The 16,338-nt window shown below is 63.1% G+C and carries 15 protein-coding genes and 1 pseudogene; 3 read left to right on the top strand and 13 right to left on the bottom strand.

From position 1 onward, the window contains the following. A pseudogene (locus tag ACE3UG_RS12685) lies at positions 1 to 117 on the bottom strand (electron transfer flavoprotein subunit beta/FixA family protein); the annotation flags it as partial. Positions 118 to 487: 370 nt separating this feature from the next. Here ACE3UG_RS12685 and ACE3UG_RS12680 point away from each other — a divergent pair. Together ACE3UG_RS12680 and ACE3UG_RS12675 are read left to right on the top strand one after the other, a co-directional pair. Next, positions 488 to 1,456, top strand: coding sequence for a lysophospholipase (locus tag ACE3UG_RS12680; protein WP_374624393.1), 969 nt, complete (start codon positions 488 to 490; stop codon positions 1,454 to 1,456). 118 nt (positions 1,457 to 1,574) lie between these two features. Then, positions 1,575 to 2,348: a ferredoxin--NADP reductase gene (locus ACE3UG_RS12675; protein ID WP_374624391.1), complete on the top strand. Its 774-nt coding sequence runs from the start codon at positions 1,575 to 1,577 to the stop codon at positions 2,346 to 2,348. 48 nt (positions 2,349 to 2,396) lie between these two features. Here the strand turns inward: ACE3UG_RS12675 and ACE3UG_RS12670 are convergent, their stop codons facing one another. Continuing rightward, positions 2,397 to 3,221 carry an enoyl-CoA hydratase gene (locus ACE3UG_RS12670; RefSeq protein ID WP_374624389.1) on the bottom strand — a complete coding sequence of 275 codons (825 nt, stop codon included), beginning with the start codon at positions 3,219 to 3,221 and terminating at the stop codon, positions 2,397 to 2,399. 60 nt (positions 3,222 to 3,281) lie between these two features. Beyond that, positions 3,282 to 4,205 carry a histone deacetylase family protein gene (locus ACE3UG_RS12665; protein ID WP_374624387.1) on the bottom strand — a complete coding sequence of 308 codons (924 nt, stop codon included), beginning with the start codon at positions 4,203 to 4,205 and terminating at the stop codon, positions 3,282 to 3,284. A gap of 597 nt (positions 4,206 to 4,802) precedes the next feature. Here ACE3UG_RS12665 and mltB point away from each other — a divergent pair. Then, positions 4,803 to 5,864 (top strand): lytic murein transglycosylase B, encoded by a 1,062-nt coding sequence (mltB, locus tag ACE3UG_RS12660; protein ID WP_374624385.1) that lies wholly within the window; start codon positions 4,803 to 4,805, stop codon positions 5,862 to 5,864. 145 nt (positions 5,865 to 6,009) lie between these two features. Here mltB and cysM read toward each other — a convergent pair whose 3' ends face one another. The 10 genes from cysM to cmk form a co-directional block, all read right to left on the bottom strand. After that, the gene (gene cysM / locus ACE3UG_RS12655; RefSeq protein WP_374624383.1) at positions 6,010 to 6,912 is read right to left on the bottom strand and encodes a cysteine synthase CysM; all 903 of its coding nucleotides are present in this window, start codon (positions 6,910 to 6,912) and stop codon (positions 6,010 to 6,012) included. Positions 6,913 to 7,028: 116 nt separating this feature from the next. Beyond that, complete coding sequence (locus tag ACE3UG_RS12650; protein ID WP_374624381.1) at positions 7,029 to 7,772, bottom strand: ComEA family DNA-binding protein; 744 nt, start codon at positions 7,770 to 7,772, stop codon at positions 7,029 to 7,031. Between the two features lie 174 nt (positions 7,773 to 7,946). Then, complete coding sequence (rfaD, locus tag ACE3UG_RS12645) at positions 7,947 to 8,951, bottom strand: ADP-glyceromanno-heptose 6-epimerase (protein WP_374624379.1); 1,005 nt, start codon at positions 8,949 to 8,951, stop codon at positions 7,947 to 7,949. Continuing rightward, entirely contained in the window at positions 8,948 to 9,937 is a 990-nt protein-coding gene (gene rfaE1, locus ACE3UG_RS12640; protein WP_374624377.1) for a D-glycero-beta-D-manno-heptose-7-phosphate kinase, read from the bottom strand. The genes rfaD and rfaE1 overlap by 4 nt, the downstream gene beginning before the upstream one ends. A 17-nt stretch (positions 9,938 to 9,954) precedes the next feature. Further along, positions 9,955 to 11,328: a UDP-glucose/GDP-mannose dehydrogenase family protein gene (locus ACE3UG_RS12635; protein WP_374624375.1), complete on the bottom strand. Its 1,374-nt coding sequence runs from the start codon at positions 11,326 to 11,328 to the stop codon at positions 9,955 to 9,957. Positions 11,329 to 11,349: 21 nt separating this feature from the next. Beyond that, entirely contained in the window at positions 11,350 to 12,525 is a 1,176-nt protein-coding gene (gene lapB / locus ACE3UG_RS12630) for a lipopolysaccharide assembly protein LapB (RefSeq protein ID WP_374624373.1), read from the bottom strand. Positions 12,526 to 12,603: 78 nt separating this feature from the next. Continuing rightward, positions 12,604 to 12,897: a lipopolysaccharide assembly LapA domain-containing protein gene (locus tag ACE3UG_RS12625; RefSeq protein ID WP_374624371.1), complete on the bottom strand. Its 294-nt coding sequence runs from the start codon at positions 12,895 to 12,897 to the stop codon at positions 12,604 to 12,606. 244 nt (positions 12,898 to 13,141) lie between these two features. Next, entirely contained in the window at positions 13,142 to 13,435 is a 294-nt protein-coding gene (locus ACE3UG_RS12620) for an integration host factor subunit beta (RefSeq protein ID WP_017232087.1), read from the bottom strand. 12 nt (positions 13,436 to 13,447) lie between these two features. After that, the gene (rpsA, locus tag ACE3UG_RS12615) at positions 13,448 to 15,151 is read right to left on the bottom strand and encodes a 30S ribosomal protein S1 (RefSeq protein WP_374624367.1); all 1,704 of its coding nucleotides are present in this window, start codon (positions 15,149 to 15,151) and stop codon (positions 13,448 to 13,450) included. A 113-nt stretch (positions 15,152 to 15,264) separates the two neighbouring features. After that, entirely contained in the window at positions 15,265 to 15,960 is a 696-nt protein-coding gene (cmk, locus tag ACE3UG_RS12610; protein ID WP_374624365.1) for a (d)CMP kinase, read from the bottom strand. Positions 15,961 to 16,338: the final 378 nt, after the last annotated feature.

Genomic DNA, 16,338 nt, shown 5'->3' with positions numbered 1-16,338 from the left:
GTCGAACGGATTCATCGACATCTTCACGTTCGCAATGTCGACGCCACTGCCGTCGCTCTTCACACGAACCTTTACGTTGTAATCCACTACCCGTTTGACCGGTACAAGGATCTTCATGAACTCGCTCCAAAGTTACGTTTACGTCAATCCGCTGTCATTATAACCACTCGGAGAATGACGCATTTATTGCTTATTTGATGCATTTTTAGGCAAGAATCCACGATACTTTTTGGATTTTCCGCAAGTGTCCGATCCTCGCGATAGCAACGCCGGAATTCAATAAGTACACGCTTTCCGCGCACACATGCCCGCCCGAACGATCGTGCTATTTTTATGCAAATCGTGACGCGCGGCCAGTATCGGTGTGGTGCATTTCCTCTAGAGAAATCACGCCGCCGCACGAGCGCCTATGATCGAATGGCGCACTCGGCAATCGCAGCGCCGTCGCACGCACGACGGCCATCCGGCCATCGCGTCAGGAGGGGACATGACTACGCATTCGGTATCGCACCTGCAGGCCAGCGATGGCCTTTCACTGTACGTTCATTGCTGGCTGCCGGATACCGGCGGCGAGCCGGTGCGTGGCGTTGTCGCGATCGTCCACGGGATGGGCGAGCACGGCGGCCGTTACGCACGGCTGGCGGAACACTTCGCCGCATCCGGTCTCGTGACTGTCGCCTATGACCTTCGCGGGCACGGCCGCTCCGACGGTGCGCGCATCTTCGTCGACCGTTTCGACGCGTATCTAGACGACACCGAGATCTTCCTCACGCACGTGCGCACCACGTTCGGCCCGGCACCGCTGTTCCTGCTCGGCCATAGCATGGGGGGTGCCATCGCCGCGCTGTACACCATTACGCGGGCACCGGCGAACCTGCGCGGCCTGATACTGAGCAGCCCGGCGCTCGCGCCGGGCGAGCCCGTCGCGCCGTGGATGGCGAAGGCCGGACGCTGGGTGTCGCGCTGGCTGCCGAAGGTCCCCGTCTTCAAGATCGATCCGAACCTGATCTCGCGCGACAAAGCGGTGGTCGCCGAGGCGAAAAGCGATCCACTCAACGCCTATGGCGGCACGCCGGCACGCACTGCCGCCGAGTTGCTCGATGCGATGGCGCGGATTCACGCCAACGCTGGCGCGCTGCATTTGCCGCTTTACATCTTCCATGGCACTGCCGACAGACTCACCGCCCCGTGGGCAAGCGAGCAGTTCTATGGCAACGCCGGCTCGCAGGACAAGACGTTGCGCCTCTATCCGGGGTATTTTCACGAAACGCTCAACGACCTCGACCGCGAGAAGGTCGTCGACGAATTGACGCAGTGGCTGCTGCAACACTTGCCCGACGCGCAAGCGACACAAACCGCACAGGTGGCTCAGCCGACTCAGTCGATTCAGCCTGCTCAGTCCGCTCAGTCCGCTCAGCCTGCCCAGCCTGCCCTGGGAGCGCACGACGGCGTCTGAGGTGCCGCCCCTCCCACGAAGCGGACACACGGTACCCCGCACGCGCGCAGGGTCTCGCAACACGCATCCTCGCTGCGCGCTACACTGAAGTCGTGTGTCATTGCGAGGAGCTTCCGGCATGCAAGCGCAGACGAAATATTCGCTGCAAACGGTCGTCGGCATGCATTTCTGGACGCCGACGATCTTCAGCATCAAGACCACACGGCCTGCCGCTTTGCAATTCACGGCCGGGCAGTTCGTGCGGCTAGGGCTTCCCGGCGACGATGGAGAACTGATCTGGCGGGCGTTTTCCTTGGTCAACGCTCCCGCCGAAGACATATTGGAGTTCTACGCAATTACGATTCCCGAAGGGAAACTCACACCGCGCCTGGCGCGACTCAAGGTCGGCGACACGCTGTTCGTGGATCACACGGCATACGGCTTTCTGACGCTCGATCGATTCACCGGAGGCGAGGATCTCTGGCTGCTTGCCACCGGCACGGGTCTGGCGCCCTTCGTATCGATCCTGCGCGACCCGGCCGTATGGCAACGCTTCAAACGCATCTTCCTCGTGCACAGCGTGCGATGGGCGAGCGACCTCGCCTATTACGACGAACTCAAGCATTTCTCGCATCCTGACGTCGATCCGGCGCTGATCGACAAACTTCACTTCGCGGTCTGCGTGACCCGCGAAGCCATGCCCGGCGCACTGCATGGCCGGGTGACGTCGCTGCTGGCGTCGGGAGAATTGGAGAAAGCGATCGGTGCCACGCTGGATCCGGCCACCTCGCGCATCATGGTGTGCGGTAATCCGGACATGATCAAGGAACTGCGCGCCTGGTTCACCGACCATGGCTACGCGGTGAGCCGCACGGCAACGCCGGGGCCGCTCGTCCTGGAAAAGCAGTGGTAGCGCGCAAGCGCGTCCGAAGTCCCGCGCGCATCGCGGGCTTCGGCCCGCTCAGCCGGAACGCTTCGCCCAGTCGGGCGCGCGCTTCTCGATAAACGCCTGCACACCTTCAAGCGCACATTCGTCCATCATGTTGCAGGCCATCGTCTGCCCCGCCATCTGGTAGGCCGCTTCGATGCCGGTCTCGATCTGCCGGTAGAACAGCCCCTTGCCGGCGGCCACGGCCGCGGCAGGTTTCGCCAGAATCGAGCGGCACAGCGCCGCGACTTCCACGTCGAGCCGCTCCATCGGCACCACACGGTTGACGAGCCCTCGCTCGCGAGCGGTCTGCGCGTCGATGAAGTCGCCTGTGAGCAACATCTCCATCGCCTGCTTGCGCGTGAGATTGCGCGAGAGCGCTACGCCCGGGGTCGCACAGAACAGGCCGACGTTGATGCCGGAGACCGCGAAGCGCGCCGCCGACGCCGCCACCGCGAGATCGCACATCGCGACCAACTGACACCCGGCCGCCGTGGCAATGCCGTGCACCCGCGCAATGACCGGCTGCGGCATACGCTGGATCGTCAGCATCACGCGCGTGCATTGATTGAACAACGAGCGGTAGTAGTCGAGGGATGGCTCGGCGCGCATTTCCTTGAGATCGTGACCCGCGCAGAATGCAGGCCCCGCAGCCGCGAGTATGACCACACGTGCGTGTGCATCGCGGGCCGCGTCGTCGAGTGCCGCTTGCAGCGCGTCGAGCATCGCCTCGGAGAGCGCGTTGAAATGACGCGGTCGATTCAGCGTCAACGTCACTACACCGGCCAACTCGCCCTCGCCGCGCGTGACGACGACAAGCGGCTCGTGCGTTGCTGCCCCGGCTTCCGATACTGTCATGTTCGTCTCCTGTACCGCGTATGACCGCGCGGCATCGCCGGCGATGCCAACCGCGACGCCTCAAACGTCAGCGAGCACCTTCAGATGCGCCACCACGCTGCGTCCGAGCGCGGAGAGGTTGTAGCCGCCTTCGAGGCAGCTCACGATGCGCCCCTTCGCATGCCGATCGGCCACGGCCTTCACGCGCTCGGTGATCCAAGCGAAATCCGCCTCGGTCAGACCGAGATTGCCGAGATCGTCTTCACGGTGTGCATCGAAGCCCGCCGAGAAAAAGATCATCTCCGGACGGAATGCGTCGAGTTGTCCCAACCAGCCGTAGTCGATCGCCTCGCGCGCCTGCATGCCGGACGTTCGCGCGGCGAGCGGAATGTTGAGCATGTTCGGCGCCGGATCGAGCGCGCCGGAAAACGGATAGAACGGATGCTGGAAAATACCGCACATCAGCACGCGCTCGTCGTTGCCGAAGGCGGCTTCCGTTCCGTTGCCATGATGCACGTCGAAGTCGACGATCGCCACGCGCGAGAGTCCATGCACTTCGAGCGCATGCGCGGCGGCGATCGCTACATTGTTGAACAGGCAAAACCCCATGGCGCGCGTGGGCGTGGCGTGATGGCCCGGCGGACGGACGCTGCAGAAGGCGTTCTCGAGTTCGCCCCGAATGACGGCGTCGGTCGCCGCGATCGCCGCGCCCGCCGCACGCGTGGCCGCTCGCCACGAATACGGATTGAGCAGCGTATCGGGATCGATCGGAAAATAGCCCGACTCGGGGATGTTGTCGCGAATGAAGTCGATGTGATCCTGCGTGTGCACGAGCCGCAAACTGGCCTCGTCGGCGGCGGGCGCTTCCCGGCGCTCAAGCAGACCGTCGATGCGTCCGGCGATCAATTGGTCCTCGATCGCGCGCAGCCGCTCGGGACATTCCGGATGCCACTCGCCCATCTCGTGACGGATGCAATCGGGGTGCGTATAAAACCCGGTAGCCATTCGTTGTATCGCCTATCGCTTCGAATCGTGTATTGGGACGGGCGGGGGATGCCCGCCGCGCCGTGGCTCTTGCGCCCGGTAGCGGCCGGGCGTCGCGCCTGACTTGCGATGCCGCACTGCATTGGCAAACGCGTGCCGATGGCCGGCATCCCCCATACGCGCTGTCACGGACAGTGCATAGGCCTTAAGGTATCACAGGTGCACTCGGTTATACTGCCAAGCAGTCTCCCAGCAGACCCGTGTCAGCCGGCAAGGGCCGTTCACCTGAAATTCGGGACGGCAGGAACTGGCATGAATGGTTGACGCTCTAGACAGAATCGCGCGTTGGATCGCTCCGGCGCGCGCTGACGAGAGCCTCAACGCGACTAACGCGACGACGGCCCAAGCGGCAGCGTTGCCTTCGGACTTCATACAGGCCTGACAGACAGCATGACATCACCGGTACGGATGGACGATTCGCTCTTGCCCGCGCGCTCGCGCCCCACGCATCGACCGGACAGCGGCCGCCTTTGCTCGGTTGCGCGACGCAAGCGCTTCGACCTGCGCCCCCCCTCTCGCGCTGCACGTGCAGTCCGCGCGCTCGGCGTTGCGATATGCATGAGCGCCTTCGCACTGACGACGGCCGGCGCGCATGCGCAGACGCGCACCAAGCAGGTCGCACAAACGGAGTTCGAGGAAGAGGTCGTCCCGCAACGCTATGCGGCGAACCCCGACGTCGACGCGTTCATTAACGACATCGTGGCGCGCGACGGCTTCGATCGCAGCGAATTGCAGAAGGTGTTTTCGCGCGTCGTATTCTCGCAGACGGCCGCGCGCCTGGCCGCACCGCCCCCTACCCCTGGCCAAAAGAACTGGACGAAGTACGAGAAGAATTTTCTCGACAACACGCGCATCAACGGCGGCGTGCGGTTCTGGAATCAGAACGCAGCGGCGCTCGCGCGCGCGTCGAAGCAATATGGCGTGCCCGAGGCGATCATTGTCGCCATCATCGGCGTAGAGACCATCTACGGGCGCCACATGGGCAACTTCCGCACCATCGATGCGCTGACCACGCTTGCGTTCGACTATCCGCCAGCACGCAACCGTTCGGAGCGCATGGCGCTCTTTCGCAACGAACTGGAAAACCTGTTGCTCTACGCCCGCGAGCGCGGTGTCGATCCGTTCAGCATCTACGGGTCTTACGCGGGGGCCATCGGCATTCCGCAGTTCATGCCGTCCTCGATTCGTAACTATGCGGTCGATTACACGGGCGACGGCAAGATCAATCTGACCAACGATGTGGCCGACGCCATCGGCAGCGTCGCCAACTTCCTCAAGCAACATGGCTGGCAGGCCGGACAACCGGTCGTCTGGAACATCGCAGCGGATCGCGGCAGCCAGGGACTGGCGGAAGCGGGCGCCGATGGTCAACCCGAGCCGCACTGGAAGCTCGGCGACTTCATCAAGGCGGGTATGTTGATGAACGAGCCGCGGCTCGATGTGGGCGCGTCGCTCGACACCCCCGTGCTCATCGTCGATCTGCCGACACCGGGACAGGCCACCGAGTACCGCATGGGCCTCACCAACTTCTACGTGCTCACACGCTACAACCGCAGCTTCTTCTACGCGATGTCGGTGTACGACCTCGCCGACGCGATCAGAGCGGCTCGCGCGCCGTAATATTCGTGTCGCGTCATCGCCTGCGATGAAAAACACCCCAACGATTGGATTGACCTCCATCGGTTGGGGTGCAGCTCAGGCAGGAGCGGTTTTCTTTGCGTCTATCGTCGCCGTTGCGGTGCAGAGCACCGCCGCGCGTCGCGCGTCACGCTGGGAACACGCCCGTCGACAAATAGCGATCGCCGCGATCGCACACGACGAATACGATGGTGGCGTTCTCCACTTCACGCGCCAGATTCAATGCGATGTGGCAGGCACCCGCTGCCGAGATGCCGCAGAAGATGCCCTCTTGCGCCGCAAGACGACGCGCCATGACCTCCGCGTCCGCCTGGGTCACGGAGATCGTGCGATCGACGCGTGCGCGATCGAAAATCTTTGGCAGATACGCTTCCGGCCATTTGCGAATCCCTGGAATACGCGAGCCTTCGGCCGGTTCTGCGCCGATGATCTGCACCGCTTCGCTCTGCTCCTTCAGGTACTGCGACACCCCCATGATCGTGCCCGTCGTCCCCATCGCCGAGACGAAGTGCGTGACGCGTCCCTCCGTATCGCGCCAGATCTCCGGGCCCGTGGACTCGTAATGCGCGAGCGGGTTGTCCGGGTTGGCGAACTGGTCGAGGATGATGCCACGTCCGTCGCGCTGCATTTGCTCGGCGAGGTCGCGCGCGTATTCCATGCCGCCCTTGACCGGCGTCAGAACGATCTCGGCCCCATAGGCGCCCATGCTCTGACGGCGCTCGATGGAGAGGTCTTCCGGCATGACGAGGACCATCTTGTAGCCGCGAATGGCCGCCGCCATCGCGAGGGCGATACCGGTGTTGCCCGAGGTGGCTTCGATGAGGGTGTCACCCGGTTTGATGCGACCACGCAACTCGGCGTGCTTGATCATCGACAACGCCGGGCGATCTTTCACCGATCCCGCCGGGTTGTTGCCCTCGAGTTTGCCGAGAATCACGTTGTTGCGGCGGCGGATCTCGTCGTCGGGCAAACGCATTAGTTGCACCAGCGGCGTGTTGCCGATGGTGTCTTCGATAGTCTTATAGGCCATTGCGCTTAGCTTTTTCGGTCGGGAATCGAAACATTCTAATCCACCGGCCATGCCCGCGTTCGGCGAAGGGTTTCGGCGGGCATCGCAATCGCAGACACCCGCCCCCCCAAGGAACGTCAGCGCTGCGACGCGCCGGCCGCCGAGGCCTTGGCCTTCTTCGATTTGCGTGCCTTGACGGGCGCGGCGTCGCCCGCCGCCGCCGCGGACGCCACCGCGGGCGTCGCACCTGCCTTGGCCGCCTTGGTTGCCTTGGCCGCCTTGGCCGCCTTCGTTGTATTGGCGTCCTTCGATTGCTTCGATGCGTTCGCCTTCGTGTCCGATGCCCCTCCCAGAACGGCGGCCGCCGGCACCGGCGCGCCAGGCTTGGCGGGCATGGCGGTCGTGCCGGGGGTTGCGGGCTTCATCGTCGAGGGTGCAGCAGGCGCGGGCGCCTGGGCCTTTTGCGTGGCGATTGACGGCGCCGGCTGGGCGGGATTGGCGGGACGGGGGGATGCCGCAGGCGGCACAGGCTTGGCTGGGGCCGTGGGCAGCCCCGGTGCCCGGGCGGCCGGCGCGGTGGCCGGCGGCGATTTTGCCGCCGCAGCCGCATCGCCCCCGCGCCCATTGATCGTCAAGCCTTCGGATTGAAGCGTGGAGACGGACTTGACGCCCAACCCCTTCACACGCTTGGCGACGTCGCTCGCGTCTTTGTAGGCGCCATGGGCGTTACGCTCATCGACGATGGCCTTGGATTTGACCGGTCCGAGGCCCTTGAGCGACTCAAGTTGCGCCTGGTCGGCAGTATTGATGTCGACGGCCGCCATGGCCAGGCCGCACAGGGTGAAAAAGGCAACAACCGCCAGCAACAGTTTGCGAAGCATGATGTGTTCCTTATGAAGTCACTCGGGTCGATGTCGTCGATGTCGTCGAGATCCCCGATACTTCCTTAACGCTCACGAACGTCTACGGATGACATCGACCCATCGACCCACCGACCTTAGGGTCGCAAAGCGGCCCCTCCGGCACCCCACCGGTCAGGCGATGCGCGTCGACACCTACTGCGCGAGCAGCCAGCGCACGTAGCGAGCGACGCCCTCGCCCACCGTGTAGAACGGCTGTTGATACCCACCGGCCTGACGCAGATGCTCGATGTTCGCCTGCGTGAAGCATTGATACTTGCCACGCAACGCGTCCGGGAACGGGATGTACTCGACGATCCCCTGCTTGACCATTTCGTCGAGCGCGAGCGGCGCCTCGCCCGCCTCCTCACGAAGCGTGTTGATCACGGCAATCGCGATATCGTTGAACGGCTGCGCGCGGCCCGTGCCAAGGTTGAAAATGCCGCTTCGCTCCGGATGATCGAAGAAGTGCAGGTTCACCTTCACGACGTCTTCAACGGACACGAAGTCACGGCTTTGCGTACCGGCCGCGTAGCCGTTGTACTCGCCGAAGAGCTTCACGCGGCCGTTGGCGCGGAATTCGTTGAAGTTGTGATACGCGACCGAGGCCATTCGACCTTTGTGCGCCTCGCGCGCGCCGTACACATTGAAATAGCGGAAGCCGGCCACCTGACTTGGGAGCTTGCCGCCCGCCTCGCGCATCGCACGGCGCACGATCTGGTCGAACAGAAACTTCGAGTAACCGTAGACGTTCAACGGCTTCTCGTATTCACGCGTCTCCACGAACGTGTCGGACGCACCGTACGTGGCCGCCGACGAGGCGTAGAGGAACGGCACGGCCTGTGCCTGGCAGGCTTCGAACAACGCCCGCGTATAGCGGAAGTTGTTCTCCATCATGTACCGGCCGTCCGTCTCCATCGTATCGGAGCAGGCGCCTTCGTGGAAAATCGCACGAACGCGGCCGAACTCACGGCGCTGGAAACGCGCGACGAAGTCGGTCTTGTCGAGGTAATCGCTGATCTCGCAATCGACCAGATTGCGGAATTTGTCCGCGCGCGTGAGGTTGTCGACCGCCACGATGTCGGTCTCGCCGCGCTCGTTGAGGGCTTTGACGAGGTTCGCGCCGATGAAGCCTGCGGCGCCGGTCACGATGATGGTCATGTCAGGTCGGAAAAGAGTTCGGTGTAGTCCACGGTCGCCGTGCCCAGCTTGCCCACAACGATGCTGCCTGCGCGGTTGGCAAGCACAACGGCCTGCGCAAGCGGGAGACCGGCGGAAAGCGACGCCGCGAGCGTGGCAATCACGGTATCGCCCGCGCCCGAGACGTCATACACTTCGCGCGCCTGCGCCGGCACGTGCAGCGCGCCGTCGGCGGTAAAGAGGGTCATGCCTTCTTCCGAGCGCGTGAGCAGCAGCGCGTCCAGATCGAGCGACTCGCGCAGGTGCTGCGCGCGCGCCGTAAGGTCGTCTTCCGAGCGCCATTCGCCCACGACCTGCTGCAATTCCGAGCGATTGGGCGTCAGGATCGATGCGCCGCGATAGCGCTCGTAATCGCTGCCCTTCGGGTCGACCAGCACCACCTTGCCGGCGGTGCGCGCCGCTTCGATCATCGGCTGCACATGCGTCAGGCCGCCCTTCGCGTAATCCGATAGCAGCACGACGTCGTAGCTGGCGAGCAGTCGACGATATTGATCGAGCACCGCCAGCAGCACTTCATGCGCGGGATGATTCTCGAAATCGATACGCAGCAGTTGCTGCTGACGTGACACGATACGCAGCTTGATCGTCGTCGCCAATGCCGCATCGCGTGTCACGAAGGCCGCGACGCCGCTCTCTTTGAGCAGCTCGACCACCCGGTCTCCCGGTTCGTCCGTACCGAGCACACACAGCAGCCCCGCCTGCGCGCCCAGCGAAGCGGCGTTGAGCGCCACGTTCGCCGCACCGCCCAGTCGCTCCTCGTTGCGCTTGACGTGCACAACCGGCACCGGCGCTTCCGGGGAAATGCGATTGACGTCGCCGAACCAGTAGCGATCGAGCATCACGTCACCGACGATCAGCACGCGCGCGCGGCTAAATGCCTCGCGAGGCACGATAGGTACGCCCGGTGCCTGCACCGTGCGTGTGAGAGACGTTTTCGTTGATGTCACGCGTCGCGCCCCATCTTTCAAAGCGATTCGTGAAGCCCACGGCCAATGCCGTGGTACTCGACGCCCAGCGCCCGCATGGCCTCCGGATCGTACAGATTGCGACCGTCGAAGATCAGCGGCAGCGACAACGCCGACTTCACCTTCGCGAAGTCCGGGCTGCGGAACGCCTTCCATTCCGTGACGATCACGAGCGCGTCGGCACCGGTCAGCGTGTCGGTCTGCGTTGCGCAGAACTCGATGCGAGCCTGCGCCGCGGCGTCGTCTGCGAAATCGAGGGCAATCACGCGACGCGCTTCTTCAAGCGCCACCGGATCGTAAGCGCGCACACGCGCGCCACGACGCACCAGCTCCGCAATGACACGGCGGCTCGGCGCTTCGCGCATGTCGTCGGTATTCGGTTTGAACGCGAGGCCCCACAGCGCGAACGTCTTGTCCGACAGGTCCTCGCCCAGGCGACGCACGATCTTGTCGATCAGCACCGCCTTCTGCGTTTCATTGACGGCCTCCACGGCATTGAGAATCTTCAACGGCAGGCCATAATCTTCCGCGGTGCGCACGAGCGCCTGCACGTCCTTCGGGAAGCATGAACCGCCGTAGCCGCAGCCGGCATACAGGAAGTGGTAGCCGATACGCGGGTCCGAGCCTATGCCTCGGCGCACGTCCTCGATATCCACGCCCACGCGATCGGCCAGATTGGCCATCTCGTTCATGAACGAGATGCGCGTGGCCAGCATGGCGTTGGCCGCGTACTTGGTGAATTCGGCCGAGCGCACGTCCATATACAAGGTGCGCTCGTGGTTGCGGTTGAACGGCGAATACAGCCCCTTCATCATGGCGCGTGCCCGTTCGCCGTCGGCGTCGCTGTCCACGCCGATCACGATCCGGTCCGGACGCATGAAGTCGTCCACCGCCGCGCCTTCCTTCAGGAATTCGGGATTCGACACAACGGAGAATGTCACGTCCTCGCCACGCTTGGCGAGTTCGTCGGCCACCGCAGCACGCACCTTGTCGGCCGTGCCCACAGGCACGGTCGATTTGTCGACGATCACCTTGAAGGTCTTGGCGTAGCGTCCAATATTGCGTGCTGCCGCCACCACGTATTGCAGGTCGGCGGAGCCGTCTTCATCCGGGGGGGTGCCCACTGCGATGAACTGAACGTCACCGTGGGCGACCGAGGCCTCGACGTCCGTCGAAAATTGCAGACGACCGGCGGCGCGGTTGCGCGCGATCACTTCCTGCAGACCGGGTTCGTGAATCGGCACGCCGCCGTTGTTCAGAATGTCGATCTTGCGCGGATCGACGTCGAGGCAGAACACGTCGTTGCCGACATCCGCCAGACAGGCGCCTGTAACAAGGCCAACGTAACCGGACCCGATGATGGTGACTTTCATGATTGCGCGAACTTAAGGGAATTAGGAACTCGCCGGCACGTCGGCGCGTCGCGGCGTATAGGTCTCCCAGCCGTTACAGCCGGGGCACTGCCAATAGAACAATCGCGCGCGGAAGCCGCACTGGTCGCAGACATAGCGGGGCAACGATTTGGTGCGCTGCGTGATGAGCTTGCCCATCAGTTGCAGATCCGACTGAATGTCGCCGGGGGCCGCAACGGCGTGCGCTTCGAGCAGGCGCGTCATGCCGAGCGCGCTTGGCGCGCGGTGCATCTGCTCTCGCATGAGCTTGAGCGCAGCAGCCGGGCCCTCGAGGGCCACCGTCTTCTCGTAGACGATCTCCAGAAGATCGTCCGACGGATTCTTGCGCAGCCCATCGCTCAACACGGCGAGCCCTTCCGGGGCCCGGCCCAATGCCTCGTAGGCGCGCATCAGACGCTTCGCCGCGAGGCCGAGGTACACCGGATTCTGCTGTTCGATGGTGCTGAGTACGTGCAGCGCGGCTTCGGCATCGCCCGCTGCGAGCAGCATGTCGCCGCGCAGCAGCGGCGCACGCACGTTTGCGGGATTGACGTCGAGCGCGGCGTCCAGCTCTCGCGCCACGGCCTCGTCGTCCTTGCGCTGCAGCGCTTCCTGGGCCAGCTCACAGTGAAACTGCGCGATCTCCTTGCGATACGACACCGCAGGGTCGAGCTCGCTCAGCGTCTCGGCCTCGGTGAGTGCCTTGCGCCATTCTTTCTCGATTTGATAGATCGTGAGCTTCGCATGCTGCGCGGCCTTGGCGTACGCCCCCGTGTGCAAACGGCCAAACGCCTCCTCGGCGCGATCGAGCAGACCCGCCTTGAGGAAGTCGTGGCCGAGTTCATACAGAGCATGCTCCTGATCGACTTTCGGCAGATCGTCGCGCGAGAGCAGGTTCTGATGCACGCGAATGGCGCGTTCGGTCTCGCCGCGACGGCGAAACAGGCTACCCAGCGCGAAGTGCAGTTCGGTGGTCTCGGGGTCGAGCTTGGCGACTTCGATAAAGGCGTCGATCGCTTTGTCCGGCTGCTCGTTGAGCAGGAAATTCAGGCCGCGGAAATAGGATGCCGGCAGATTGCGGCTCTCCGAGAGCAGGCTGCGCAGATCCAGACGAGCGGCCACCCAGCCGCAGCCGAAAATCACGGGGATGGCCAATAGCCACCAGACCTCGAATTCCATGAATGCGTGTTGTCGTCGAAACAATCAGTGAAACGGTTGATGAAGAGGGCGGGCGTCGTCGGTTGCGCCGCCATCGCCTTAGACTGGCGGCAGCATGGGCGGCTGATCGCTCGCCTCGGGATCTCGCTGTGCACGGGCCAAATCGCGCCGCGTCCGGCGCAGCTCCAGGCGCTGCCGCATCAGGCTTGGCAACGTGGCGAGCACGCCGATGACACCCCCGACCACAAAAAACGCCAGGCCGATCATGATGAGCGGCGCCGTCCACGTGTGCCCGAGGAAGAGGTTCAACGTGACTTCGCCGGTGTTGGCGAGCGCGAGACACAGCAACACCAGAAACACGATGAGACGAACGATCCAGACAATCAGCTTCATGCCGAAAGGCTCCTGCGGCAGGATTGCCGTATGTTTTGCGACGCGCGGGCGCAGTGCAGGCAAACGGCGTCAACACCGCAAGCGCACCGGTCCCGCATGTGCGCGTATTGTACCGGATGTACTCCAAGAGGCGTCATTACTGCCGTGCGCATCATCGTTGCGACAAAGGGGGTGCACGCTTGCTCGCCAGAGACAAAAAAAGCGCCCGAAGGCGCTTTTTTTGCGTAGTAGATCCCAAAGGGCCTTATTGGTCCGACGCCTTGTGATCAACCCGCTCTCGCAGCTCCTTGCCAGGCTTGAAGTGCGGCACAAACTTCTCCGGCACCATCACTTTTTCGCCCGACTTCGGATTGCGGCCGACGCGCGGAGGCCGACGGTTGAGCCCAAAGCTACCAAATCCGCGGATCTCGATTCGATGGCCGCGCGCAAGCGCGTCAGCCATCGCGTCGAGAATCGTCTTCACCGCGAAATCGGCATCCTTGAGCACCAACTGGGGAAACCGCGCCGCCAACTGGTTGACCAATTCAGACTTGGTCATAGGCCTTGGACCTTACTGATTCTGACTGTCCAGCTTGGCCTTGAGCAGCGCACCCAGATTCGTGGTGCCGCTCGCTGCCGAGCTATCCGACGACATCTTGCTGATCGCCTCTTGCTGTTCAGCGGAATCCTTCGCCTTGATCGACAGGTTGATGTTGCGCGACTTGCGATCGATGTTGACGATCATTGCATTGACGGCCTCACCTTCCTTGAGCACGTTGCGGGCATCTTCCACACGGTCGTGCGAGATTTCCGAAGCGCGCAGGTAACCTTCGACGTCATCGCCCAGCGACACGACGGCACCCTTCGGATCGACAGCCTTGATGGTGCCGTCAACGATCGAGCCCTTGTCGTGAATCGCCACGAAGGTGTTGAACGGATCGCCTTCGAGCTGCTTGATACCCAGCGAGATGCGTTCCTTCTCGACGTCGATGCCCAGAACCACGGCTTCGACTTCGTCGCCCTTCTTGTACTTGCGCACGGCGTCTTCGCCGGTTTCGCTCCACGACAGGTCCGACAGGTGAACCAGGCCATCGATGCCGCCCGGCAGACCGATGAACACGCCGAAGTCGGTGATCGACTTGATCGCGCCCTTGATCTTGTCGCCCTTCTTGAAGTTGCGCGCGAAATCATCCCACGGGTTCGGCTTGCACTGCTTCATGCCGAGGCTGATACGACGACGGTCTTCGTCGATCTCGAGCACCATGACTTCGACTTCGTCGCCGAGTTGGACGACCTTGGTCGGGGCCACGTTCTTGTTGGTCCAGTCCATTTCCGAGACGTGAACCAGGCCTTCGATGCCCGATTCCACTTCCACGAACGCGCCGTAGTCGGTGATGTTGGTGACCTTGCCGAACAGGCGGGTACCTTGCGGGTAACGGCGAGCGATGCCTTCCCACGGATCTTCGCCGAGTTGCTTGACGCCCAGCGAGACACGGCCCTTCTCTTGATCGAACTTGAGGATCTTGGCGGTGACTTCCTGGCCAACCGAGAGGACTTCGCTCGGGTGACGCACGCGACGCCATGCGATGTCGGTGATATGCAGCAGGCCATCGATACCGCCCAGGTCGACGAATGCACCGTAGTCGGTGATGTTCTTGACCACGCCCTTGACGATCGCGCCTTCCTTGAGCGTCTCGAGCAGCTTCGCGCGCTCTTCACCCTGGGTGGCTTCGATCACGGCACGGCGCGAGAGCACAACGTTGTTGCGCTTGCGGTCGAGCTTGATGACTCGGAATTCGAGGGTCTTGCCTTCGTACGGGGTCGTGTCCTTGACCGGACGCGTGTCAACCAGCGAACCCGGCAGGAATGCGCGGATACCGTTGACCATCACGGTCAAACCGCCCTTGACCTTGCCGGTGATCGTGCCGGTCACGAGCTCGCCCGATTCGAGGGCCTTTTCCAATTGCAGCCACGAGGCCAGACGCTTGGCCTTGTCGCGCGACAGCACGGTGTCGCCGTAGCCGTTTTCCAGGGCGTCGATCGCCACGGAAACAAAATCGCCGGCCTGAACTTCGACCTCGCCCTGATCATTCAGGAATTCTTCGATGGGGATGTACGCTTCGGACTTGAGGCCGGCGTTGACGACCACGAAGTTGTGGTCAACCCGAACGACTTCTGCGCTGATGACTTCACCAGCACGCATGTCTTGGCGGGAGAGCGACTCTTCGAAAAGCGCCGCGAATGATTCGTTGGTCGAGGTTTGCAGGTCGGACATAAATGTGGATTACGCCGCTGACGTCCGTCTCCCGGAGGGGGTCTGACGATAACGCACAACGGTTGGGTTAATGGTTAACAAAGCCATGCCGGATGACTGCATGAAACACCCGGTCAGGCGCCTTGCGGATACTGCACCTGCGCGAACCACTCGAGCACCTGAGCCACCGCCTGATCGACGTTGAGCCCCGACGTATCGAGCACCCGCGCACCCTCTGCCGGCCTTAGCGGCGCTTCGGCACGGGTACGATCCCGCGCGTCGCGTGCCTCAAGGTCCAGCATGAGACTGTCTATATTAGCAGAAAATCCTTTTTCTATCAATTGCTTATATCGCCTCTCGGCACGCGCCTGTGGCGTGGCGGTCAAAAACACCTTCAGTTCGGCTTCGGGAAAGATCACCGTGCCCATGTCGCGACCGTCCGCAACGAGGCCCGGTGCGGTCTTGAAGCCCCGCTGCAGCGCCTTGAGCGCTTCCCGCACCCCTTTGTGCACCGCAATGCTGGACGCCCGGTTGCCGATCGCCTCCGCCCGAATAGCATCGGTGACATCCTCGCCCGCCAGCCAGACGCGCTCATCCTTGAAACGCACGTCGAGCGTCTCGGCGAGCACCGCCAGCGCCCCGACGTCGTCGGGATCGATCCCATGGCGCGCACTTGCCAGCGCCGTAAGCCGATAGAGCGCGCCACTGTCGAGGTAGTGATAGCCCAGCGCATCGGCCACACGGTGTGCCACCGTCCCCTTACCGGAGGCCGTCGGGCCATCCACCGTAATGACCGGAATCGAGTCGTCCACCATCGTCAAATCAGGCATCCCTTCGTCTCTGTGTATTCAACACGCCAAAAAATGAATTCCCCCACACAAATGATAGTGATTTTCATTTGCACGCAAGCGCCACCGGCGCCAAAGGAACATGCGACTGCCAAGCAAAGCCGCGATTATCCCTTAGCCGGTGCGAATGGGGGCCGCCGCCCGTCATACACGTCGGCACGCCGCGCGGCTAGCAGCGCTGATGGCGCTCGCGGGCGCCCCGCGTCGGCGTCGACGCCGCCATCGGTCATGGCGATCCGGGCAACCGGGCGGCAGCGCTCACGGGGGAGCGCTGTGCGAATACGCTGCTGCGCGTCGTCCCGTTCTCGAACTTGATGGGGGGGTGCTGCAATGGCGGGTCGCGCATCGGCCTGACGCGCG

Source organism: Pandoraea sp. (genome assembly GCF_041919235.1).
GTDB lineage: Bacteria > Pseudomonadota > Gammaproteobacteria > Burkholderiales > Burkholderiaceae > Pandoraea.
Note: the sequence above shows the minus strand (reverse complement) of the source record. Positions and strands in the feature narration are given on the sequence as shown.

What these genes read in the sequence shown, in the direction of transcription:
- ACE3UG_RS12680 (WP_374624393.1), top strand. Translation starts at nt 488, where the DNA reads ATGACTACGCATTCGGTATCGCACCTGCAGGCCAGCGATGGCCTTTCA.
- ACE3UG_RS12675 (WP_374624391.1), top strand. Translation starts at nt 1,575, where the DNA reads ATGCAAGCGCAGACGAAATATTCGCTGCAAACGGTCGTCGGCATGCAT.
- ACE3UG_RS12670 (WP_374624389.1), bottom strand. Translation starts at nt 3,221, where the DNA reads ATGACAGTATCGGAAGCCGGGGCAGCAACGCACGAGCCGCTTGTCGTC.
- ACE3UG_RS12665 (WP_374624387.1), bottom strand. Translation starts at nt 4,205, where the DNA reads ATGGCTACCGGGTTTTATACGCACCCCGATTGCATCCGTCACGAGATG.
- mltB (WP_374624385.1), top strand. Translation starts at nt 4,803, where the DNA reads ATGAGCGCCTTCGCACTGACGACGGCCGGCGCGCATGCGCAGACGCGC.
- cysM (WP_374624383.1), bottom strand. Translation starts at nt 6,912, where the DNA reads ATGGCCTATAAGACTATCGAAGACACCATCGGCAACACGCCGCTGGTG.
- ACE3UG_RS12650 (WP_374624381.1), bottom strand. Translation starts at nt 7,772, where the DNA reads ATGCTTCGCAAACTGTTGCTGGCGGTTGTTGCCTTTTTCACCCTGTGC.
- rfaD (WP_374624379.1), bottom strand. Translation starts at nt 8,951, where the DNA reads ATGACCATCATCGTGACCGGCGCCGCAGGCTTCATCGGCGCGAACCTC.
- ACE3UG_RS12635 (WP_374624375.1), bottom strand. Translation starts at nt 11,328, where the DNA reads ATGAAAGTCACCATCATCGGGTCCGGTTACGTTGGCCTTGTTACAGGC.
- lapB (WP_374624373.1), bottom strand. Translation starts at nt 12,525, where the DNA reads ATGGAATTCGAGGTCTGGTGGCTATTGGCCATCCCCGTGATTTTCGGC.
- ACE3UG_RS12625 (WP_374624371.1), bottom strand. Translation starts at nt 12,897, where the DNA reads ATGAAGCTGATTGTCTGGATCGTTCGTCTCATCGTGTTTCTGGTGTTG.
- ACE3UG_RS12620 (WP_017232087.1), bottom strand. Translation starts at nt 13,435, where the DNA reads ATGACCAAGTCTGAATTGGTCAACCAGTTGGCGGCGCGGTTTCCCCAG.
- rpsA (WP_374624367.1), bottom strand. Translation starts at nt 15,151, where the DNA reads ATGTCCGACCTGCAAACCTCGACCAACGAATCATTCGCGGCGCTTTTC.
- cmk (WP_374624365.1), bottom strand. Translation starts at nt 15,960, where the DNA reads ATGCCTGATTTGACGATGGTGGACGACTCGATTCCGGTCATTACGGTG.